27 protein-coding genes are annotated in these 19,425 nt (G+C 62.4%); 21 read left to right on the top strand and 6 right to left on the bottom strand.

Annotation, left to right across the window (positions count from 1 at the left end; translation table 11 throughout):
* Positions 1-82: 82 nt before the first annotated feature.
* The 6 genes from T8A63_RS10500 to rpsF form a co-directional block, all read right to left on the bottom strand.
* Positions 83-2,041, bottom strand: coding sequence for a bifunctional 2',3'-cyclic-nucleotide 2'-phosphodiesterase/3'-nucleotidase (locus tag T8A63_RS10500; RefSeq protein WP_322343745.1), 1,959 nt, complete (start codon positions 2,039-2,041; stop codon positions 83-85).
* A 72-nt stretch (positions 2,042-2,113) separates the two neighbouring features.
* A complete protein-coding gene (locus T8A63_RS10495; protein ID WP_322343744.1) occupies positions 2,114-2,599 on the bottom strand; it encodes a lytic transglycosylase domain-containing protein in 486 nt (161 codons plus the stop codon).
* A gap of 127 nt (positions 2,600-2,726) precedes the next feature.
* The gene (locus T8A63_RS10490; protein WP_067626666.1) at positions 2,727-3,017 is read right to left on the bottom strand and encodes a hypothetical protein; all 291 of its coding nucleotides are present in this window, start codon (positions 3,015-3,017) and stop codon (positions 2,727-2,729) included.
* A 161-nt stretch (positions 3,018-3,178) separates the two neighbouring features.
* Positions 3,179-3,805 (bottom strand): 50S ribosomal protein L9, encoded by a 627-nt coding sequence (gene rplI / locus T8A63_RS10485; RefSeq protein WP_067626664.1) that lies wholly within the window; start codon positions 3,803-3,805, stop codon positions 3,179-3,181.
* Between the two features lie 11 nt (positions 3,806-3,816).
* On the bottom strand, positions 3,817-4,044 hold the full coding sequence (rpsR, locus tag T8A63_RS10480) for a 30S ribosomal protein S18 (RefSeq protein ID WP_005852865.1): 228 nt from the start codon (positions 4,042-4,044) through the stop codon (positions 3,817-3,819).
* Positions 4,045-4,072: 28 nt separating this feature from the next.
* Positions 4,073-4,426 carry a 30S ribosomal protein S6 gene (gene rpsF, locus T8A63_RS10475; protein WP_067626662.1) on the bottom strand — a complete coding sequence of 118 codons (354 nt, stop codon included), beginning with the start codon at positions 4,424-4,426 and terminating at the stop codon, positions 4,073-4,075.
* A gap of 213 nt (positions 4,427-4,639) precedes the next feature.
* Here rpsF and fabD point away from each other — a divergent pair, with 213 nt between their 5' ends.
* From fabD to T8A63_RS10370, 21 genes are all read left to right on the top strand, one after another.
* Positions 4,640-5,572 carry an ACP S-malonyltransferase gene (fabD, locus tag T8A63_RS10470; RefSeq protein ID WP_322343743.1) on the top strand — a complete coding sequence of 311 codons (933 nt, stop codon included), beginning with the start codon at positions 4,640-4,642 and terminating at the stop codon, positions 5,570-5,572.
* A gap of 17 nt (positions 5,573-5,589) precedes the next feature.
* Positions 5,590-5,994, top strand: a complete 405-nt coding sequence (locus tag T8A63_RS10465; RefSeq protein WP_322343742.1) for a hypothetical protein — start codon at positions 5,590-5,592, stop codon at positions 5,992-5,994.
* Entirely contained in the window at positions 5,991-6,560 is a 570-nt protein-coding gene (locus T8A63_RS10460) for an alpha/beta hydrolase (RefSeq protein WP_322343741.1), read from the top strand. The genes T8A63_RS10465 and T8A63_RS10460 overlap by 4 nt, the downstream gene beginning before the upstream one ends.
* Positions 6,561-6,582: 22 nt before the next feature.
* Entirely contained in the window at positions 6,583-7,320 is a 738-nt protein-coding gene (gene fabG, locus T8A63_RS10455) for a 3-oxoacyl-[acyl-carrier-protein] reductase (RefSeq protein WP_322343740.1), read from the top strand.
* A gap of 202 nt (positions 7,321-7,522) precedes the next feature.
* Positions 7,523-7,756 carry an acyl carrier protein gene (locus T8A63_RS10450; RefSeq protein WP_067261852.1) on the top strand — a complete coding sequence of 78 codons (234 nt, stop codon included), beginning with the start codon at positions 7,523-7,525 and terminating at the stop codon, positions 7,754-7,756.
* 159 nt (positions 7,757-7,915) lie between these two features.
* Positions 7,916-8,449, top strand: coding sequence for a GNAT family N-acetyltransferase (locus tag T8A63_RS10445; RefSeq protein ID WP_067626652.1), 534 nt, complete (start codon positions 7,916-7,918; stop codon positions 8,447-8,449).
* A 155-nt stretch (positions 8,450-8,604) separates the two neighbouring features.
* Positions 8,605-9,864, top strand: coding sequence for a beta-ketoacyl-ACP synthase II (fabF, locus tag T8A63_RS10440; RefSeq protein WP_322343739.1), 1,260 nt, complete (start codon positions 8,605-8,607; stop codon positions 9,862-9,864).
* The gene (mltG, locus tag T8A63_RS10435; RefSeq protein WP_322343738.1) at positions 9,865-11,049 is read left to right on the top strand and encodes an endolytic transglycosylase MltG; all 1,185 of its coding nucleotides are present in this window, start codon (positions 9,865-9,867) and stop codon (positions 11,047-11,049) included.
* A 222-nt stretch (positions 11,050-11,271) separates the two neighbouring features.
* Positions 11,272-11,616 carry a hypothetical protein gene (locus T8A63_RS10430; protein WP_322343737.1) on the top strand — a complete coding sequence of 115 codons (345 nt, stop codon included), beginning with the start codon at positions 11,272-11,274 and terminating at the stop codon, positions 11,614-11,616.
* Positions 11,617-11,668: 52 nt separating this feature from the next.
* Entirely contained in the window at positions 11,669-12,895 is a 1,227-nt protein-coding gene (locus tag T8A63_RS10425; protein WP_322345707.1) for a DNA-packaging protein, read from the top strand.
* A gap of 129 nt (positions 12,896-13,024) precedes the next feature.
* A complete protein-coding gene (locus T8A63_RS10420) occupies positions 13,025-14,200 on the top strand; it encodes a phage portal protein (RefSeq protein ID WP_322345706.1) in 1,176 nt (391 codons plus the stop codon).
* Positions 14,190-14,417, top strand: coding sequence for a GTA head formation protein, RCAP_rcc01685 family (locus tag T8A63_RS10415; RefSeq protein WP_386283658.1), 228 nt, complete (start codon positions 14,190-14,192; stop codon positions 14,415-14,417). Before T8A63_RS10420 ends, T8A63_RS10415 begins: the two co-directional genes overlap by 11 nt.
* Before the next feature lie 24 nt (positions 14,418-14,441).
* A complete protein-coding gene (locus T8A63_RS10410; RefSeq protein WP_322343736.1) occupies positions 14,442-15,050 on the top strand; it encodes an HK97 family phage prohead protease in 609 nt (202 codons plus the stop codon).
* Positions 15,051-15,086: 36 nt separating this feature from the next.
* Positions 15,087-16,265, top strand: coding sequence for a phage major capsid protein (locus T8A63_RS10405; RefSeq protein ID WP_067938703.1), 1,179 nt, complete (start codon positions 15,087-15,089; stop codon positions 16,263-16,265).
* Between the two features lie 165 nt (positions 16,266-16,430).
* Entirely contained in the window at positions 16,431-17,030 is a 600-nt protein-coding gene (locus T8A63_RS10400) for a head-tail connector protein (protein ID WP_322343735.1), read from the top strand.
* On the top strand, positions 17,027-17,365 hold the full coding sequence (locus T8A63_RS10395) for a head-tail adaptor protein (protein ID WP_322343734.1): 339 nt from the start codon (positions 17,027-17,029) through the stop codon (positions 17,363-17,365). The genes T8A63_RS10400 and T8A63_RS10395 overlap by 4 nt, the downstream gene beginning before the upstream one ends.
* Complete coding sequence (locus T8A63_RS10390) at positions 17,362-17,772, top strand: DUF3168 domain-containing protein (RefSeq protein WP_322343733.1); 411 nt, start codon at positions 17,362-17,364, stop codon at positions 17,770-17,772. Before T8A63_RS10395 ends, T8A63_RS10390 begins: the two co-directional genes overlap by 4 nt.
* A 35-nt stretch (positions 17,773-17,807) precedes the next feature.
* Positions 17,808-18,230 carry a phage major tail protein, TP901-1 family gene (locus tag T8A63_RS10385; RefSeq protein WP_067624345.1) on the top strand — a complete coding sequence of 141 codons (423 nt, stop codon included), beginning with the start codon at positions 17,808-17,810 and terminating at the stop codon, positions 18,228-18,230.
* Between the two features lie 2 nt (positions 18,231-18,232).
* The gene (locus T8A63_RS10380; RefSeq protein ID WP_322343732.1) at positions 18,233-18,547 is read left to right on the top strand and encodes a gene transfer agent family protein; all 315 of its coding nucleotides are present in this window, start codon (positions 18,233-18,235) and stop codon (positions 18,545-18,547) included.
* Positions 18,544-18,756 carry a rcc01693 family protein gene (locus T8A63_RS10375; RefSeq protein ID WP_120350878.1) on the top strand — a complete coding sequence of 71 codons (213 nt, stop codon included), beginning with the start codon at positions 18,544-18,546 and terminating at the stop codon, positions 18,754-18,756. The genes T8A63_RS10380 and T8A63_RS10375 overlap by 4 nt, the downstream gene beginning before the upstream one ends.
* Entirely contained in the window at positions 18,749-19,408 is a 660-nt protein-coding gene (locus tag T8A63_RS10370; RefSeq protein ID WP_322343731.1) for a phage tail tape measure protein, read from the top strand. Before T8A63_RS10375 ends, T8A63_RS10370 begins: the two co-directional genes overlap by 8 nt.
* The last annotated feature ends 17 nt before the right edge of the window (positions 19,409-19,425 follow it).

Raw genomic sequence — 19,425 nt, 5'->3', positions numbered from 1 at the left:
TGTGGCAACGTCGGAACTTGAGTGGCGGCGGAGAGAGGCGGCCCGCTGTGGGCCACCCCCGACAGGCAAGGCTTCGTACAGCTTACAACGTGATCCGGAACTGGGCGAAGCCGTTTTCGGTATCGCTGACCTGTTCCATCGCCACGCCGGTCACCTCATCCACGTAATCCGCGGCCTTCGGTCCGGTTTCGAATACCACGCTGGTGCCTTCCATCGGGGCAAAGCGCCAGTTGCCATCGGCGCGGGGGCTGATGGTGCCTTTTTCGACGATATAGCGCACGATCACGTCGCGGTTGGTGTCGGGGCCTTCAAAGACGATGGTATCGCCCTTTGCGCCGGGGAATGCGCCGCCACCGCTGGCGCGGTAGTTGTTGGTGGCGATGATAAATTCGGCATTGGGATCAAGCGGTTGCCCTTCGAACTCAAGGTTCACGATCCGGCTCGCCTCAGAGTTCGCCACGGTGCCCTTGGGGCCGAATTTAGACGGCTGGCTAAGGTCGATCTGATAGCTTACGCCGTCGATCACATCGAAGTTGTAGCTGGGGAACTCTGGGTTCAGCAGTGGCTGGTTGGCCTCGCCGGGGGTAATCTGGTTGAACATGCCCGCGGACCGCTCAAGCCAATCCTTCACCTGCGCGCCGGTGACGCGCACGGCGCGGGCGGTGTTGGGATAGAGATAGAGGTCAGCCACGTTCTTGATCGCCACATCGCCTTTGGGCACATCGGTGTAATACTCTGGCCCGCCCCGGCCACCAGCCTTGAAGGGGGCGGCGGCAGACAGGATCGGCAGCCCCTCATGCTCGGTCCCTTTCAGCATCTGTGCGATGTACCAGCGCTGCGCGTTTGAGACGACCTGCACCGACGGATCATCGGCCACCAGCGCGAAATAGCTGTGCAGATTGGCGTCGGTCTTGCCCACGGCGCGGCGGACATAAGCGAGCGTTTCGTCATGGTCTTGCTGAACCGAGGCCAGAACCTCTGCGTCGCTTTCCACCAGCGGCATGACCGAGCGGTCTTCGTTGCGCTGCGAAATGGCCCGCGCCTCGGCGCTGTGGCTGGCGATGCGCCAACCGCCCGCGTCGCGTTCCATCATCAGGTCGATAAGGCCCAGATGGCTGCCCCAGAAGCCGCCCATGGTGGCGGGCTTGCCGTGGATCGTGCCCGCGCTCACATCCACGCCGGGATAGTCCGCGTAGCTGCCCGAGGGGAAGACGAGGTGGCTGTGCCCGGTCATGATGGCGTCGATCCCGTCAACGGCGGCGAGGGGGACGGAAGCGTTCTCCATCATGTCTTCTTCTTTGGCGGCCCCAATGCCCGAATGCGACAGGGCGATGACGATATCGGCGCCTGCCTCTTTCATCTGCGGCACCCAAGCGCGGGCGGCCTCTAGGATGTCGCGCGCCTGCACTTTGCCTTCGAGATGGCGGCGGTCCCATGCCATGATCTGCGGCGGGACAAAGCCGATGATCCCGATCTTGATTGGATGGGCCTCGCCCGCGCCATCGGTCAACATTCGGTCCAGCAGGACATAGGGTTTGACCAGCGTGTCATCGTCACTGGGCTTGGCCCCGACCTTTTTGACGACATTGGCGCTGACCACCGGGAAGTCGGCCCCGGCGAGGGATTTCATCAAGAAATCAAGCCCGTAGTTGAATTCATGATTGCCCAAGGTCGAGGCGTCATAGCCAAGCGTGTTCATCGCTTGGATTACCGGGTGCATGTCGCCTTCTTTCATGCCGCGCTCATAAGCGATGTAATCGCCCATCGGATTGCCCTGCAGGAAGTCGCCGTTGTCAAGCATCAGCGTATTGGTCGCCTCGGCGCGGATCGATTTGACGATGCTGGCGGTGCGGGAAAGCCCGACGGTGTCGACCTCTTTGTCGGCGTAATAGTCATAAGGAAAGACATGCACATGCAGGTCCGTCGTCTCCATCAGGCGCAGGTGCGCCTGATTGGCGGCAGCACGGAGAGAGAAGGGGTGAAGGGCCAGCAGACCGGCAGAGCCGGCGAGAAAGTGACGGCGGTTGAGGCGGAGGGTCATGCGGCGTTCCTTCTTAACGTGATTAACACCTACCTGCGGCGAAGCGTGAGGCCGCGCAAGCCTAAAAATTAATCACCCATCCCTCAGGCCGGTTTCCACCAGCATGCCGCGTTTCTTGGCTTCGTAATAATAGCCCCGCGCGTACCATTTGATGGCCGTGCCGTGGTCTCCGTCAGACAAAAGCCATGCGCCGCGCAGGTATTTCAGGGCGTATTTCAGATTGGTGTCGGCGTCCAAAAGGTCGGACGGGCTGCCTTGGAACCCCATAGATCGGGCTGTGGCGGGCAGGATTTGCAGCAGGCCGTAATATGGGCCGTTGCGGGCGTGCGGGTTATGGGTGCTCTCGCGGATGGCCAGACGATGAACCAAAGGGCGCGGCAGGTCGTAGAAGTCGGCCCAGTGGTTGATCTTGCGCCGCAGGTCGGGCGTCTCATTCGGGTGGAGGGGCAGGGCCGGGCGCTGCGGGGGCACATGCGACACTACAGGAGCGGCATTGCAGGCGGTGAGTGCCGTGGCAGCGATGAAAGAGAGAAACATGCGGCGTGTTGTCTGAGGCATGATGCACCGAGGCTTGTTATATCGGCGCGAAGATCACCGTTGTGGGCCTCTCGGGCAAGCGTGTCGGCAAAACATACGCGGCCCCTTGCCCAGCGGTTGGGGCGCAAAGCGCGGCTTTCCGCCACGCTTAGACGTCGGCGACGATTTCGCCTTTCATTTCACCGGTCATGCGGGTCTGATCTTCGCGCTTCACCGAGCGGCGGACCTCGTCGATCTTGAGCTCGGCAGCGTCGCGCGTGGCCTTGTCGGGCCATTCGGTGATTGCGGCACTGGTGCGCTCAGAGGTGCGGACCACGGTGACGCGGCTGGCGCCAAAGCTTTTGAGGGCAGGCAATCGCTTTTCTTCGATGGCGCGTAGGGCCACGTCGTAATCCGCCCCGTCGGCGATCTCCCAGGTGGTGATGGTGATGTAACGCATGTGTCATCCTCCATGCTGAATGGAGGTAGCATAGCACAGAATGGTCTGTTTTTACAGGATTTCGCACGAGAGGTGCAGGCAGGCCCTGCGACAGGCCGGCGCATAAAAAAACGCCGCGCGGAAAGCCGCGCGGCGTTTCATGTCAGATCGGACAGGTCGGATCAGCTGTTGCTGTCGTCCTGCGCGTCGCCCTCAGGGGTGCGCACCACGTCCGAGTCGCCGTCTTCGTCAGCGGCAGAGCCGATGTCGTCGAAGAGTTCGGAGATCTCGAATTCAGCTGCGGCTTCCTCTTCGGCGGCCAGTTCCTGAATCGATTTGCCCGACGCCTGAAGCTCGGCTTCTTCGGGCGAACGTGCGACGTTCAGCTCGATTGTGGCATCGACTTCGGGGTGCAGGATGATGCGCACGTCATGCACGCCCAGTTCCTTGATCGGGTTGCCCAGAACAACCTGCTTGCGGTCGACGGTGAACCCTTCGGCGGTTGCGGCATCGGCGGCGTCACGGGTGGTGACGGAGCCATAAAGCGCACCGGCGTCGGAAGCGGAGCGAATCACGACGAACTGCTGACCGTTCAGCTTCTCGGCGAATTGTTCGGCTTCTTTTTTGGTTTCGAGGTTCTGTGCTTCGAGCTGGGCTTTTTGGCCCTCAAAGGCTTCGACGTTGGCCTTGGAGGCCGACAGCGCCTTGCCCTGCGGCAGCAGGTAGTTGCGAGCATAGCCGGGCTTTACGTCCACGACTTCGCCCATCTGGCCCAGTTTGGCCACACGTTCCAGAAGGATAACTTGCATGTGCTCTCTCCTTACTTGACGGCGTAGGGCAGCAGGGCGAGGAAACGAGCGCGTTTGATGGCACGGGCCAGCTCGCGTTGTTTCTTGGCCGATACGGCGGTGATACGGGAAGGAACGATCTTGCCACGCTCAGAGATGTAGCGTTGCAGCAGACGTGTGTCCTTGTAGTCGATCGCAGGTGCGTTGTCGCCCGAGAAAGGGCACACTTTACGACGACGGAAAAATGGTTTTGCAGCCATGATTTAAGTCCTTTTCTTCAAGCGTTGATCAACGGCGTTCGCGGCGTTCGGAACGCTCGTCACGCTTTTGCATCTGTACGGACGGCAGTTCTTTGTGCTCATCAACTTTGATGGTCAGAACGCGCATCACGTCATCATGCAGGCGCATCAGGCGCTCCATTTCCTGCACGGCGGTCGCAGGGGCGTCCGAACGCAGGAAGGCATAGTGGCCCTTGCGGTTTTTGTTGATCTTGTAGGCCATCGTTTTGACGCCCCAGTACTCGCTGTCGACGAGCTTGCCGTCGTTGTCCGCGAGGACGGTGCCAAAGTGTTCGATGAGGCCTTCTGCTTGCGTGTTGGACAGGTCCTGACGCGCAATCATAACATGCTCATAAAGCGGCATGTGCACTCCTATTTATATCAAGGCGCATTTCATAGGCGGGGCATTCATCCTTGCGGCCCCACCACGAGAGTCTGCGCGGTTCATATGCTTTGCAAGGAAGCGCCCGTATACACGGTTTGCGCCGCACGGCAAGCCCCAAGCGCCTGCGGCAAGGCTTGTTCGGCTGGGGCGCAGAGGATACATCAGGCGAGACGCATAAGAGAGGCCGCAACCATGAGCATTGCATTCGTTTTCCCGGGCCAGGGTGCCCAAACCATCGGCATGGGCCGCGATCTGGCTGAAGCCTATCCTGAAGCCCGCGCCGTTTTCCAAGAAGTCGACGACGCCCTTGGCGAAAAACTGTCTGACCTGATCTGGGAGGGGGACATCGAGACGCTGACCCTCACTCAGAACGCCCAGCCTGCGTTGATGGCCACGTCGATGGCGGCGATGGCCGCGCTGAAGGCCGAAGGGATCGAGGTTGGCAAAGCGGCCTATGTGGCGGGCCATAGTCTTGGCGAATATTCCGCGCTTTGCGCCGCAGGGTCACTGTCGCTTGCCGACACCGCGCGGCTGCTGCGCATTCGCGGCAAGGCGATGCAGGCGGCTGTCCCAGTGGGCGAGGGTGCCATGGCGGCGATCCTTGGCCTTGGCATCGAAGAGACCGAGAAACTGGCCGAAGCCGCCGCCGAAGGCGAGGTCTGTCAGGTCGCCAATGAAAACGACCCCAGCCAGAACGTATTGTCGGGCCACAAAGCCGCAGTGGAACGTGCTGTGGCCATGGCCAAGGATGCTGGCGCCAAACGCGCGTTGCTGCTGCCGGTCTCTGCGCCTTTCCATTGCCCGCTGATGGGGCCTGCGGCGGAAGAGATGGCCCGCGCTTTGGGTGAGGTTACGTTTAATGATCCCGCCGTGCCGCTGGTCGCCAATGTCACTGCGCAGGCCGTCACCGATGCCGCGAAGATTCGCGAGTTGCTGGTCGAGCAGGTCACAGGCCGGGTGCGCTGGCGGTCTTCGGTTGAGTGGATGGCCGCGCAGGGTGTCACCGAAGCATGGGAGATCGGCGCGGGCAAGGCGCTGTCGGGCATGATCCGCCGGATCGACAAATCCCTCGCCACCCGCAGCATCGGCACGCCGGAAGAGGTTAAAGCCGCGAAAGAGACGTAACGCCCCGGAGGGCCGAGATGACGATGCAAGAAACCCTGACCCTGCTGCCGGAATGGCTGATCTGGTGGTTCAACTGGCTGGTCTTTGCCGTGGCGGTCTTGCCCTTAGCGCTGCTGATCTGGCCGCAGAGCCGCAAGGTTGGGGTGATTGCCGTGGCCGCCAGTATTCTTACCGGAGCGGCGGTTTACGGCATGTTCCGGCAAATGGGATACGTCAAACTTCTCGGTCTGCCGCATCTGCTGATCTGGGGGCCGTTGGCGTTCTATCTGTTCCGCAAACAGGCTAAGGACGCCATGTCCATCGCGGCGCGGTGGATCATCCGGGTGATTTTGGTCACCTTGCTGATCTCGCTGGCCTTCGATGTGGTGGATGTGCTGCGTTATATCTTGGGCGACCGGACGCCGCTGGGGAGTGACGCATGAGGCGGCTGATTGCCGTCTTTGCACTGCTGCTTTCGGTCGTGGCCTGCGGCACGCTTGAGAATGCCAGCGATGGCACGCGGATGCAGGTTCAGGGGCCTTATCTGTTGATGTCCGGCACGATCACCAGCCGGACGCCTGCGGCTTTCGCGCGGCATCTGGCCGAGAATCCGCGGATTGATACGGTGGTGCTGGGGCGGATCGACGGCTCTATCGATGCGGCAGCGACGCACCGTATGGGGCGACAGATTCGCAGATTGGGACTGGCGACCGAGCTGCGGTCGGGCAGTGTGGTTGATTCTGGCGGTGTGGAGATCTTCATCGCGGGGGCCGAGCGGCGCATGGCACCGGGGGCGGCGCTGCGGGTGCATTCATGGCGCAATGGCTACCGCGAGGGCAGCAGCTATCCACGGCAATCGCCCAAACATCAGATGACACGGCGCTATATGGCCGAGATGCTGGGCAATGACGCCTTTTACTGGTTTACCTTGCAGGCAGCGCCATCTGACGGGATACACAAGATGACAGCGGATGAAATCCGCCGCTACGGGCTGCTGACGCGGCCCTGACTGATAGAATAAAGGAAGAGACATGTTCGATCTTACAGGAAAGAATGCCCTGATCACCGGCGCTTCGGGCGGCATTGGCGCGGATATCGCCCGCAAATTGCATGCCCAAGGCGCCACCGTCGGGCTGTCGGGCACGCGGACCGAACCGCTGGAGGCGCTGAAGGCCGAATTGGGCGAGCGGGCGCATGTGCTGCCCTGTAACCTGAGCGACATGGAAGCCGTCGACGCGCTGCCGAAACAGGCGGCTGAGGCGATGGGCTCGGTCGATATTCTGGTGAACAACGCCGGGATCACCCGCGATAACCTGTTCATGCGCATGTCAGATGATGAATGGCAGTCGGTCCTGAACGTGAACCTCACCGCGACCTTTAAGCTCTGCAAAGGCGTGATGCGCGGCATGATGAAGGCGCGTTGGGGCCGGATCGTGAATATCTCAAGCGTGGTGGGGGCCACGGGCAACCCCGGTCAAGCAAACTATGCGGCCTCCAAAGCGGGTGTCGTGGGCATGTCCAAATCGCTTGCCTATGAGGTGGCAAGCCGTGGGATCACCGTGAATGCTGTGGCACCGGGCTTTATCACCACTGCCATGACAGACAAGCTGACGGACGAGCAAAAGTCTGGAATCATGGGGCAAATTCCGGCAGGCCGCATGGGTGATCCGGATGAAATTGCCGCCGCCGTGGTTTATCTTTCCAGTGCCGAGGCCGCTTATGTGACAGGGACCACCTTGCATGTGAACGGCGGTATGGCCATGTTGTGACCCTGCGCTGCAATAGCGTTTGCCAAGCCTTCGGCATGTGCTAAAGGGGGCGCAGAATCGAAACGAAGGGAGCTTGATTGCCCCCTCCGCCTTGTGCGAACAAGGAAAATAGCCGCCCCTTTTGGGGCATCCTCCAAACGCTGATCATCGGCGGGCGGAAACCAAAAGGGGCCTGAATGGCCCGAAGACATGAGGACTTATTATGAGCGACGTCGCAGACCGCGTGAAAAAGATCGTTGTAGAACACCTGAGCGTGGAAGAGGACAAAGTGACTGAGAATGCGTCGTTCATCGACGATCTCGGCGCAGACAGCCTTGACACCGTGGAACTGGTGATGGCGTTCGAAGAAGAGTTCGGCATCGAGATCCCCGATGACGCCGCTGAGAACATCCAGACCGTTGGCGATGCGGTTAAGTTCATCAAAGAAGCCTCGTAAGGCTTTGCCGGGCGACCGGCGGAATTGAGATTTTAGAACGGCGTTGTTCCTAGCGGAATGACGCCGTTTTTATTTGTCGCAGCGGGGTGGGCTTGTTCCTTAGGTGCCGAAGCCGCATGTCTTCGCCAAGAAGTTTCAAGCGTGAAGGCAATTCACCCCATGTCCCGAACGATCCCGACCATCAACACAGCCAGACTGACATTGCGTGCCATGCGGGCCGAGGATTTTGAGCGTTACGCTGAGATCTGGGCGATGCCGGATGTGGCGGACCGGATACTTGATCGGCCTCGGGCGAAGGCGCAATCTTGGGACGCCTTCCTGCGCAATGCAGGCCATTGGCAGATCACGGGATTTGGGCAGTGGGCGGTGCAACTTCATCGGCAAAGAGAGATGCTGGGGCAGACGGGCTTCGTCTTTGGTTCACGGAATTTCGGTGAAGATTTCGACACTTACCCCGAAGCGCGCCTGGTCTTGGCGCCTCAGGCGCAGGACCAGCGCCTGGGGTTTGAGGCCGCACGCGCGGCGCATGAATGGTTTGATCGGGTGATCACCGGCCGCACGGTTTGCATGATTTCGGGGGGCAATGAGGCGGCGTTGCGGATCGCGGGCGCGCTTGGGTATCAGCCGCTGCGGGAGGCAAAGACAGCGGGTGGCCCGGTGCATCTGCTAACCCGGCGTGGGCCGCCAGTCTAACGGCGCCATCAGACCCTTACCGCCTGTGATCGCCGCCCGATTCCGCAGATAGGCGTTTTTGTGCTATGCCTGCGGCCCACCGCCGATATGCTTGTGCCTACAGGCTTTTGCAGGGTAAGAGGTTCGCCGAGAGATTATCGGCAAGGGGCACTGAGATGCGCAGAGTTGTAGTAACGGGTTTGGGTTTGGTTACCCCCCTCGCGGACGGCGTGGAAGAAAGCTGGAAACGGATCCTTGATGGGCAATCCGGGGCCGGACCGATCACCGGCTTTGATCCCAGCAAATTGGTGACCCAATACGCCTGCGAAGTGCCTTTGGGCGATGGCAGCGATGGCACCTTTGACGCAAACAAATACATGGAGCCGAAAGAGCAGCGGAAGGTAGATACCTTCATTCTCTTCGGCATGGCCGCCGCCCAGCAGGCGGTTGAGGATTCGGGGTGGTTGCCGACCGAGAAGGAAGATCAAGAGCGTACTGGCGTGTTGATCGGCTCGGGCATCGGCGGGTTGAACTCCATTGCCAATACCGCCGTGATGATGGCCGAAAAGGGTCCGCGCCGCGTGAGCCCGTTCTTCGTGCCCGGCGCGTTGATCAACCTGATCTCGGGTCAGGTCTCGATCCGCTACGGTTTCAAGGGGCCGAACCACTCGGTCGTGACCGCCTGTTCGACCGGGGCGCATGCCATCGGTGACGCGGCGCGTCTGATCAAATACGGCGATGCGGATGTGATGATCGCAGGCGGCGCCGAGGCGGCGATTTGCGAGATCGGCATGGCGGGCTTTAACGCCTGCAAGGCGCTGTCGACCAAACGCGGAGACGACCCCAAGAAAGCCAGCCGCCCCTATGATGTGGACCGTGACGGTTTTGTCATGGGTGAGGGCGCGGGCATCGTGGTCTTGGAAGAATATGAGCACGCCAAGGCGCGTGGTGCCAAGATCTATGCCGAAGTGCTGGGCTATGGCCTGTCGGGCGACGCGCATCACATCACGGCACCGTCGGAAGACGGCGAAGGTGGCGAACGCTCCATGCGGGCCGCACTGAAGAATGCTGGGCTTGAGCCGAAGGATGTCGATTACATCAACGCGCATGGCACCTCGACCATGGCCGATACCATCGAATTGGGCGCGGTCGAGCGTCTGATGGGCGATGCGGCGGGCAAAGTGACCATGTCTTCGACCAAATCCGCGACCGGGCACCTCTTGGGGGCTGCTGGCGCGATCGAGGCGATCTTCTGCATGCTCGCGATCCGCGATCAGGTGGCGCCGCCGACGATCAACCTTGATAACCCAGCGGTTGAGACTCCAATTGATCTGGCACCGAACAAAAAGGTCGAGCGCAAGATCGACGTGGCGTTGAGCAATTCGTTCGGCTTTGGCGGCACAAACGCATCGGTACTGTTCGGGAAAGTCCGCTAAATGTGGCGCCATATCGCTTCTAACGCCGTGACGTTTCTGTTGGTCGGCCTGTTTCTGCTTGGGGGGATCATCCTCTGGGGCAAGACGACCTATGTCTCCGAAGGGCCATTGGAGCAGGCGATCTGTGTGCAGGTCGAGCGCGGCTCGAACATGCGGCAGGTCAGCCAGAGCCTTGAGGAACAGGGCGCGGTCTCTTCGCCCGCGCTCTTTCGCATGGGCGCGGATTACGAGGAGAAGTCGAGCAGCCTGAAAGCGGGCAGTTTTCTTGTGCAACCCGGCACGTCGATGCAGGGGATCGTGGATATCGTGACCCAAGGCGGGGCCAGCACCTGCGGCACCGAGGTTGTGTACCGCGTGGGCGTGAACCGCGTAAGCGTGCAGGTCCGCGAGTTGGACCCGGTGACAAGCCGGTTTGTTGAGCGCGCGGAGTTCACGCCGGGTGAGGAAGAGACCCCTGAGGCATACTCCGGAATCTCTAGCAAGAACGACACGCGGTTTCGGGTGGCATTGGCCGAGGGCGTGACAAGCTGGCAGGTTGTCGAAGCGCTGAAACAGGTCGAGCAATTGACCGGTGAGGTTGAAGACCTCCCCGCTGAGGGCAGCCTTGCGCCAGACAGTTATGAAGTGCGTCCCGGTGATGACCGCGCCGAGGTGATCGCGCGGATGACGGCAGCGCAGCAGGTGCTGTTGGCGCAGGCTTTTGAAGCGCGCGACCCTGATCTGCCCATTGAGACGCCGGAGGAACTCCTGATCCTTGCCTCGATCATCGAAAAAGAAACCGGTGTGGCGGCAGAGCGGGAGCAGGTGGCGAGCGTTTTCGTGAACCGTCTGAACCAAGGCATGCGTTTGCAAACGGATCCGACGGTGATCTATGGTGTGACTGAGGGCAAGGGCGTGCTGGGCCGCGGGCTGCGTCGTTCGGAACTGCGGGCAGAAACGCCGTGGAACACCTATGTGATCGACGGTCTGCCGCCGACCCCGATTGCAAATCCGGGCCGCGCGAGCCTGATGGCCGCGGCGCAACCGGCGGAGACGGATTTCGTCTTCTTCGTTGCCGATGGCACCGGGGGGCACGCTTTTGCTGAGACCTTGGATGAGCATAACCGCAACGTGGCGCGTTGGCGTCAGATCGAGGCGGAGCGCGGCGCAGAAGCGGCCGGGAATGCCTCGACAGGTGGTAACTGAAACGACTAGAAACCCCGCTGGAGACAGCGGGGTTTTTGCTTGCCGACGGGGCTCTCCGCGCGATGGCGTAAGGTATTGTTAACACAGTTTTTCTTGACTTTGCGCACGGTCTAACGTAGGACTTGTGACACGCTAGAGGACATGGGCGAACGGCCCCGGGGTGACCCGGTGGTCGTTTTTTTGTGTCTGCTCGGTTGGGGATAACCAACAAGAGGTAAAGCGATGACGATCATTACCCCGGAGCAAGAGACGGAAGACAGCGCGGAAATTCTGCGCGGTCTTCAAGAAGCAATCGGCGCGCTGCGTCGGGAAATCGAAGGTCTGACGGAACAGACCCGGTCCGGGGGGGAACTCAAGGAAACTGCGGTGTCCAGCAATACGTCCAAAGTGGCGGGACTGCTGGCGCATTGCCTGAAAGCGGAGAACACGCTGAATGACTGTCGAAACCGACAAACTGGAATCGCGCGCGGGGGCTATGCCCTCGACATGGACAAGGCGCGGGCTGACATCGGGTGCAAGCTGGATCGCCTGCGCCGATGCTCAGACCCAGGCGCAGTTTCTGAATGACCTAGATGAGGGAGAGCTTCTGGCTCTCCCTTTTTTGTTCGAGTTCTGGGCTTTGGACCATCAGCTGCCGCCTGAGGGGGATTGGCGAACATGGGTGATCATGGGCGGGCGCGGTGCGGGCAAGACCCGCGCCGGGGCGGAATGGGTGCGTAGCAAGGTTGAGGGGAGCCGTCCGTTGGATGCGGGGGCGTGTAGCCGCGTGGCGCTGGTGGGGGAGACCATTGAGCAGGTGCGCGAGGTGATGATTTTTGGCGACAGCGGGATACTGGCCTGTAGCCCACCGGATCGGAGGCCCGATTGGGAGGCGACGCGCAAGCGGTTGGTTTGGCCCAATGGGTCGATTGCCACGGTGCATACGGCGCATGATCCCGAAGGGCTGCGGGGGCCGCAGTTTGATGCGGCTTGGGTGGATGAACTGGCGAAATGGAAGCGCGGGCAGGAGGCTTGGGACCAGTTGCAGTTTGCGCTGCGCTTGGGCGAGCGGCCTCAGGTCTGTGTGACGACGACGCCGCGCAATGTGGATGTGTTGAAGGCGTTGTTGAAATCGCCCTCGACGGTGACGACCCATGCGCCGACCGAAGCGAATGCGGCGAACTTGGCAGGGTCTTTCCTTGAAGAAGTGCGGGCGCGCTATCGCGGGACGCGGTTGGGGCGGCAGGAGTTGGATGGGGTTTTGCTGGCGGATGCAGAGGGGGCGCTGTGGACGTCTGCTTTGTTGGAGGCGGGGCGGGTGCGAGAGGTGCCGGATCTGGACCGGATCGTGGTGGGTTTGGACCCGGCAACGACAAGTGGGGCGGGCTCGGATGAATGTGGGATCGTTGCGGTGGGCGCGCAGACCAAGGGGTCGCCGCAAGATTGGCGGGCGGTGGTCTTGGCCGATTGCACGGTGCAGGGGGCCACGCCCAATGGCTGGGCGCAGGCGGCGATTGCGGCGATGACGCGCTACGGGGCGGACCGTTTGGTGGCCGAGGTGAACCAAGGGGGGCAGTTGGTTTCCGAGGTGCTGCGGCAAGTTGATCCGCTGGTGTCGCTTAAGACGGTGCATGCGGCGCGGGGCAAGGTCGCGCGGGCAGAGCCGGTGGCGGCGCTTTATGAGCAGGGGCGGGTGAGCCATTTGCCGGGGTTGGATGCATTGGAGGATCAGATGTGTCTGATGACGGCGCGGGGGTATGAGGGCAAAGGCAGCCCGGACCGGGTCGATGCGCTGGTCTGGGCGCTGCATGAGCTGATGATCGAGCCTGCATCGCAGTGGCGCAGCCCGGGGGTGCGGAGCCTGTAAGGCGGGCGTTGCGCAGGGGAGCGTGCGGTCGGTTACCCGGCCGTTAAGACTTAATTGAGAAAGTCTGACAACGCCGAGCAGCATGGGGCACAGGCCGCTGCCAAGGCCGAGCAGAATGAGGAGCGACAGATGGTATTCGATTTTCTACGGCGCGGCGCGGCTGAGACGGTTGAGCAGAAGGCTTCGGCGACCGGGCCGGTCGTGGCCTATCAAACCTCTGGTCGTGTCGCCTGGAGCCCGCGGGACAGTGTGAGCCTGACGCGCTCGGGCTTTTGCGGCAATCCAGTGGGGTTTCGGTCGGTCAAGTTGATTGCCGAGGCGGCGGCGGCCTTGCCGCTGGTCGTGCAGGATGCGGCGCGGCGCTTTGACGAACACCCGCTGATGGAATTGATGCGCCGCCCGAATGCGGGGCAAGGCCGGGCAGAGTTGCTTGAGGCGCTGTATGGCCAGATGCTGTTGAGCGGCGATGGCTATGTCGAAGCGGTGGGCGGCGAGGGGGGGGTGCCGGTCGAGCTGCATGTGCTGCGCTCAGATCGGATGAGCGTGGTGCCGGGGGCGGATGGTTGGCCGGTGGCTTACGAATATGCGGTGGGCGGGCGCAAGCATCGCTTTGACGCCAGCGGGACGGTGACGCCGGTTTGTCATATTCGGAATTTTCACCCGCAGGACGATCACTATGGCTTTAGCCCGATGCAGGCGGCGGCGATGGCGATGGATGTGCATAACGCCGCGAGCCGTTGGTCGAAGGCGCTGCTGGATAACGCGGCGCGGCCCTCGGGGGCGATTGTCTATCGCGGGGCCGAGGGGCAGGGCAAGCTGAGTGAGGATCAGTATGATCGGCTAGTGAGCGAAATGGAGAGCCATCATCAGGGCGCGCGCAATGCGGGGCGACCGATGTTGCTGGAAGGTGGGCTTGACTGGAAACCGATGGGGTTTTCGCCCTCGGACATGGAATTTCAGAAGACCAAGGAGAGTGCGGCGCGGGAGATTGCGCTGGCCTTTGGGGTGCCGCCGATGCTGATTGGGGTGCAGGGGGATGCGACCTATGCCAACTATCAAGAGGCGCATCGGGCGTTCTATCGTCTGACCGTTCTGCCCCTGGCGACACGTGTGACGGCTGCGCTGGCGGAGTGGTTAAGCGGATACTTGGGTGAGGCGGTGAGTTTGAAGCCGGACTTAGACCAAGTGCCGGCCTTGGCGGCCGAGAGGGATGCGCAATGGTCGCGGGTCTCGGCAGCGGCGTTCTTGAGCGATGCGGAAAAGCGCGCCCTGTTGGGGCTGCCTGCGGTGGCGAATGATGCCTGAGTTGCGCGAGATCGAGCGGTTCGAATGCGCGCCGGGCTTGCGGCTTCAGGCGCATGAGACGCTGAGCGCGGTGCACCGCGAGAACATGCAAAAGCGGCTGGACCGGATTGAGCAGATGATGGAGCGGCTGGAACGGCGCTTGTGGTTGACGGTTTACGGCGTGGTCGCGGTGATTTTGGCACAGGCGGTCCAATCCTTTCTGGTGGTGGCGCCGTAGCGGGCTGAAAAAGAGGAAATAACAATGGGTTATCCGATTATTAACTCCGGCGCTTTGCCGGAGAACGAGGAAGGTCTGTGTGCTGGGGCCGCTTTGGAACATAAGTTCGCCCGTTTCGGCACGGTGGCTGAGGTGGAAGGCGGGCTGGAGATCAGCGGCTACGCCAGCCTTTTCGGCGCGGTGGATCAGGGGGGCGACGTGGTGGAAGCCGGTGCCTATGCGGCGAGCCTTGCCCAAGTCACGAAGGCCGGGCGCAGCGTCAAAATGCTGTGGCAGCATGATCCTGCCCAGCCCATCGGGGTCTGGGATGAGGTGCATGAGGATGGCCGGGGCCTGTGGGTCAAGGGGCGCATCCTGAGCAGTGTTGCCAAGGGGCGGGAAGCGGCCGCGCTGATTGAGGCAGGAGCCATCGACGGGCTCAGCATCGGCTACCGCACCGTGAAGGCGGGCAAGAATACCAAGGGGCAACGGCTGCTGACGGAGTTGGAGCTTTGGGAGGTGTCTTTGGTGACCTTTCCGATGCTGCCCTCGGCGCGGGTGGGGGCCAAGGGGGATTTCAAGGCTGTGGGTGATGTTCTGCGGGACATGGCGGCGGCCTTTGACGCGGCGCGGCGCGATATGGCGCGCGGCTGAGCCTGAGTTTGACTGAGCAAGATCAGAGGAAAAGAAATGACCAAGAGCGAGATGAGCACAAAGGCGGGCGCAGACCTGTCCCCGGCGGAGGAAGTGCGGCAGGCCGTGAGCGGTTTTGTCAGTGACTTCAACGGCTTTCGGGCCGAGATCAATACGAAACTTCAACAATCAGAAGAGCGAATTGCCATGATGGACCGCAAGATGACCCTGCCTGCCCGCAGCCCTTTGGGCGGCGCGATTGAGCAAGATGCACCGCATAAGAAAGCCTTTGATGCCTATCTGCGCAATGGCGATGACGATGGGCTGCGGGGGCTGGAACTGGACGGCAAATCGATGTCGACGGCGGTGAACTCGGATGGCGGCTATCTGGTGGATCCGCAGACATCGGAGCGGGTGCAGTCTGTGCTGAATTCGGGCGCATCGATCCGCGCGATTGCGGCGGTGGTGCAGGTCGAGGCCACGTCTTATGACGTGCTGGTCGATCACGCCGATGTGGGGGCGGGCTGGGCCACCGAAAGTGGTGGGCAGGCCGAGACGGACACGCCGCAGATCGACCGGATCACCGTGCCGCTGCATGAGTTGAGTGCGCTGCCCAAGGCGAGCCAACGGCTGCTGGACGACAGCGCCTTTGATATCGAAGGCTGGCTCGCGGGCCGCATCGCCGACAAATTCGCACGGGCCGAAGCGGCGGCCTTTGTCAGCGGTGATGGGATCGACAAGCCGACCGGTTTTTTGAGCCATCCGGCGGTCGATAACGACGTCTGGAGCTGGGGCAATCTGGGCTATGTCCCCAGCGGCACCAACGCCAATCCCGAGGCGGATGCGATCATTGAATTGGTCTACGCCCTTGGCGCGGCTTACCGCAAGAACGCGGTCTTCGTGATGAACTCCAAGACCACGGCCAAGGTGCGCAAGTTGAAAGACACCGACGGGCGCTTTCTGTGGTCGGATGGGCTGGCCGCGGGAGAGCCTGCGCGGTTGATGGGATATCCGGTGCTGGTGGCCGAGGATATGCCCGACCCGGCGACGGATGCGATGGCTATCGCATTTGGTGACTTCTCGGCCGGGTACACGGTGGCTGAGCGCCCCGATCTGCGGATCCTGCGCGATCCCTTCAGCGCCAAGCCGCATGTGCTGTTCTATGCGACCAAACGTGTCGGCGGTGACGTGAGCGATTTCGCGGCGATCAAGCTGATGAAATTCGGCCTGGCGTAAGCCGGTGCCGAAGCCGGGGCCGGGGCAACTTGGCCCCGGTCCGGACGTGCGCCTGAAAGGTTGTATTGTCTAGCTGCTCCCCTCCGACCGAGCAATACAACCGGTGCGCGTCCGGGAATAAGCGCATGGCCCATGGGGCGAGGGAGCGAATTTTGGAGACGTTCGATGATGTTGATCGAAGAGACAAATGTGCCGGATGCGGTCTTGCCGGTTGAGGCCTTCAGAATGCATCTGCGCCTTGGCAGCGGTTTTGGGCAGGACGGCCTTCAGGATCCGGTGCTGCGCAGTTTCCTGCGTGCGGCAATCGCGGCGGTGGAGGCGCGGACGGGGAAGGTGTTGATCACCCGGCGTTTTGCCCTGTCGCTGACCTTTTGGCGCGATGCGGCGGCGCAGGTTTTGCCGGTGGCGCCCGTGCAGGAGGTCGCGCGGGTGGCATTGGTCGCGCGTGATGGGGCAGAGACGCTGGTTGACCCCGACCGCTATTGGCTGGAGCGCGATGCGCAAGCGCCGCGGTTGCGCGCTAGCACAGCCGCCTTGCCCCGCATCCCGAGTGCCGGGGCCGCGCTGATCAGTTTCGACGCAGGCATGGCCGCCGATTGGGCCGGGCTGCCGGATGATTTGGCCCAAGGGGTGATGCTGCTGGCGGCACATTACTACGAATACCGCGACGATACGGCGCTTGGCGAAGGGTGCATGCCCTTTGGTGTCAGCAGCCTGATCGAGCGCTACCGCCGCGTACGTGTCGGCTTTGGTGGTGCGGCATGAGCCGCCCGCATTTGAACCGCCCGCTGGCCTTGGAAGCCCCAGAACGGGTGAGCGATGGCGCGGGGGGGCATACCGAAGTCTGGCAGACTTTGGGCACCCTTTGGGCAGAGGTTCGCGCGCGGACGGGGCGGGAAACCACCGCAGGCGGGGTGGCCGTCAGCCGGATGGGGCTCAAGATCACGGTCCGCGCGGCACCGCAGGGCGCGCCCGACAGGCCGACGCCGGATCAGCGGTTTCGGGAAGGCACGCGGGTTTTCGTGATCCGGGCGGTGGCCGAGGGCGATGCGGGCGGGCGGTATCTGACCTGCTTTGCCGATGAGGAGGTGGCGGTATGACCTACGCGCTTTCAGGGGCCTTGCAGGCGGCGGTATATGACCTGTTGCAGAGTGATCCGGGGCTCACGGCCATGATCGGCGATGCGGTCTATGACGCGGTGCCGGGGGGGAGCTTGCCCGAGACCTACGTTCTGCTGGGCCAAGAGGTGGCGAAGGATCTCTCGGACCCCGAGGGCGCGGGCGCGGAGCACCGCCTGACCCTGTCGGTGATCACCAGCGCGCCGGGGTTCAGCATGGCGAAGGGCTGCGCGGCGTTGATCTGCGATTTGCTGCATGGGGCGCAGCCGACGCTTAGCCGCGGGCATGTGGTGGATATGGCCTTTCTCAAAGCGACGGCACGGCGGATCGACGGGGCCGCAGGGCGGCAGATCGACCTGCAATTCCGCGCCCGGGTCGCGGATGCGTAAGACTTCAGATTCTAGATTGGTGCGAGGAGATAGAGATGGCAGTGCAAGCGGGCAAAGACCTTTTGGTCAAAGTGGATATGACCAGCGATGGTCAGTTCGAGACGATCGCCGGGCTGAGGGCCAAGCGGGTGAGTTTCAACGCCGAAACGGTGGATGTGACCTCGCTCGATTCAAGCGGGGGCTGGCGGGAGTTGCTGGCGGGCGCGGGGGTGCGCTCGGCTGCGATCAGCGGCTCGGGGGTGTTTCGCGATGCGGGCACGGATGAACGGGCTCGGCAGCTGTTCTTTAACGGGCTGACGCCGGATTTTCAGGTCATCATCCCGGATTTCGGTGTGGTGCAGGGGCCGTTTCAGGTCTCCGCCCTGGAATACGCGGGGTCGCTGAATGGGGAGGCCACGTTTGAGTTGAGCCTGCAATCTGCAGGGGAGTTAGTCTTTACCCCCGATGTGGTGGTGTGAGCATGGCAAACCCATGGCGCGGCGAGGTGAGCCTGGTGATCGATGGCAAGCGGCATCAGGCGCGGCTGACCCTTGGCGCCTTGGCCGAGTTGGAGGCGACGTTGGAGGCCGACAGCCTTGTCGCCTTGGTGGAGCGGTTTGAAAGCAATCGCTTTTCCAGCCGTGATGTACTGGCCCTGCTGCTTGCCGGGCTGCGCGGGGGCGGAGCGGTGATGGATGCCGCAACGCTTGAACATGCACAGATTGAGGGCGGGCCGATGGCGGCGGCACGAGCGGCGGCGGAATTGCTGGCGCGGGCCTTTACGGTGCACGCGTGAGCACGGCGCAGGGCTTTGACTGGCCCGCCCTGCTGCGGGTGGGCCTGTCGCGATTGCGCCTGCCGCCGGAACAATTCTGGGCGCTGACGCCGGCGGAGTTGCAGTTGATGCTGGGCCCACCGTCCGCGGCAGCGCCGCTGCTGAGCGAGGGCCTCGCCGCGCTGATGGCCGCCTATCCAGACGAGATGAAAGGGGCCGATGATGGCTGACTTTGATGATTTCGAGAACCTTGAGAGCCGCGCTGACGGGCTGAATGAGACGCTGGCTCAAACCAGCGGTTTGGTTGCCGGGTTCGGCGGTGAGTTGCGGCGCATGCGCAGTGCGCTTTCCGCGACGGGCAAAGATGTGGCGACCCTCGAAAAAGGGCTGAGCCGTGGGCTGCGCCGGGCGTTCGACGGGGTAGTTTTTGACGGCGCCAAACTGTCGGACGCGCTGAGCGACTTGGCGCAATCGATGATCCGTACGACCTACAACGCCGCGATGCGCCCGGTGACGGATCACTTCGGCGGGCTGATCGGCGAGGGGGTGGGCAGTGTTGTGGAAGGCATTTTGCCCTTCGCGAATGGCGCGCCCTTTTCCCAAGGCAAGGTCATGCCGTTTGCGCAGGGCGGGGTGGTGACTTCGGTCACCGCGTTTCCCATGCGCGGCGGCACGGGGCTGATGGGAGAGGCCGGGCCAGAGGCGATCATGCCGCTGACGCGGGGGCCGGATGGCAAGCTGGGGGTGCGCGGCAATGGCGGGGGGGCGACCACCATCGTGATGAACATCACCACGCCCGATGTGCAGGGGTTTCAGCGCAGCCAAAGCCAGATTGCCGCTCAACTAAGCCGCGCTCTTAGCTCGGGCAACCGCAACCGATAAGCCGCGCGGCGGTTAAA

The sequence above is a fragment of the Sulfitobacter sp. OXR-159 genome, assembly GCF_034377145.1.
In the GTDB taxonomy this organism is placed as follows: Bacteria; Pseudomonadota; Alphaproteobacteria; order Rhodobacterales; family Rhodobacteraceae; genus Sulfitobacter.
This window is presented reverse-complemented; position numbering and strand designations above follow the sequence as displayed.

Bases quoted from the DNA above. Each gene is read 5' to 3' on its own strand.
- T8A63_RS10500 (WP_322343745.1), bottom strand. From the start codon at position 2,041: ATGACCCTCCGCCTCAACCGCCGTCACTTTCTCGCCGGCTCTGCCGGT.
- T8A63_RS10495 (WP_322343744.1), bottom strand. From the start codon at position 2,599: ATGCCTCAGACAACACGCCGCATGTTTCTCTCTTTCATCGCTGCCACG.
- T8A63_RS10490 (WP_067626666.1), bottom strand. From the start codon at position 3,017: ATGCGTTACATCACCATCACCACCTGGGAGATCGCCGACGGGGCGGAT.
- rplI (WP_067626664.1), bottom strand. From the start codon at position 3,805: ATGCAAGTTATCCTTCTGGAACGTGTGGCCAAACTGGGCCAGATGGGC.
- rpsR (WP_005852865.1), bottom strand. From the start codon at position 4,044: ATGGCTGCAAAACCATTTTTCCGTCGTCGTAAAGTGTGCCCTTTCTCG.
- rpsF (WP_067626662.1), bottom strand. From the start codon at position 4,426: ATGCCGCTTTATGAGCATGTTATGATTGCGCGTCAGGACCTGTCCAAC.
- fabD (WP_322343743.1), top strand. From the start codon at position 4,640: ATGAGCATTGCATTCGTTTTCCCGGGCCAGGGTGCCCAAACCATCGGC.
- T8A63_RS10465 (WP_322343742.1), top strand. From the start codon at position 5,590: ATGACGATGCAAGAAACCCTGACCCTGCTGCCGGAATGGCTGATCTGG.
- T8A63_RS10460 (WP_322343741.1), top strand. From the start codon at position 5,991: ATGAGGCGGCTGATTGCCGTCTTTGCACTGCTGCTTTCGGTCGTGGCC.
- fabG (WP_322343740.1), top strand. From the start codon at position 6,583: ATGTTCGATCTTACAGGAAAGAATGCCCTGATCACCGGCGCTTCGGGC.
- T8A63_RS10450 (WP_067261852.1), top strand. From the start codon at position 7,523: ATGAGCGACGTCGCAGACCGCGTGAAAAAGATCGTTGTAGAACACCTG.
- T8A63_RS10445 (WP_067626652.1), top strand. From the start codon at position 7,916: ATGTCCCGAACGATCCCGACCATCAACACAGCCAGACTGACATTGCGT.
- fabF (WP_322343739.1), top strand. From the start codon at position 8,605: ATGCGCAGAGTTGTAGTAACGGGTTTGGGTTTGGTTACCCCCCTCGCG.
- mltG (WP_322343738.1), top strand. From the start codon at position 9,865: ATGTGGCGCCATATCGCTTCTAACGCCGTGACGTTTCTGTTGGTCGGC.
- T8A63_RS10430 (WP_322343737.1), top strand. From the start codon at position 11,272: ATGACGATCATTACCCCGGAGCAAGAGACGGAAGACAGCGCGGAAATT.
- T8A63_RS10420 (WP_322345706.1), top strand. From the start codon at position 13,025: ATGGTATTCGATTTTCTACGGCGCGGCGCGGCTGAGACGGTTGAGCAG.
- T8A63_RS10415 (WP_386283658.1), top strand. From the start codon at position 14,190: ATGATGCCTGAGTTGCGCGAGATCGAGCGGTTCGAATGCGCGCCGGGC.
- T8A63_RS10410 (WP_322343736.1), top strand. From the start codon at position 14,442: ATGGGTTATCCGATTATTAACTCCGGCGCTTTGCCGGAGAACGAGGAA.
- T8A63_RS10405 (WP_067938703.1), top strand. From the start codon at position 15,087: ATGACCAAGAGCGAGATGAGCACAAAGGCGGGCGCAGACCTGTCCCCG.
- T8A63_RS10400 (WP_322343735.1), top strand. From the start codon at position 16,431: ATGATGTTGATCGAAGAGACAAATGTGCCGGATGCGGTCTTGCCGGTT.
- T8A63_RS10395 (WP_322343734.1), top strand. From the start codon at position 17,027: ATGAGCCGCCCGCATTTGAACCGCCCGCTGGCCTTGGAAGCCCCAGAA.
- T8A63_RS10390 (WP_322343733.1), top strand. From the start codon at position 17,362: ATGACCTACGCGCTTTCAGGGGCCTTGCAGGCGGCGGTATATGACCTG.
- T8A63_RS10385 (WP_067624345.1), top strand. From the start codon at position 17,808: ATGGCAGTGCAAGCGGGCAAAGACCTTTTGGTCAAAGTGGATATGACC.
- T8A63_RS10380 (WP_322343732.1), top strand. From the start codon at position 18,233: ATGGCAAACCCATGGCGCGGCGAGGTGAGCCTGGTGATCGATGGCAAG.
- T8A63_RS10370 (WP_322343731.1), top strand. From the start codon at position 18,749: ATGGCTGACTTTGATGATTTCGAGAACCTTGAGAGCCGCGCTGACGGG.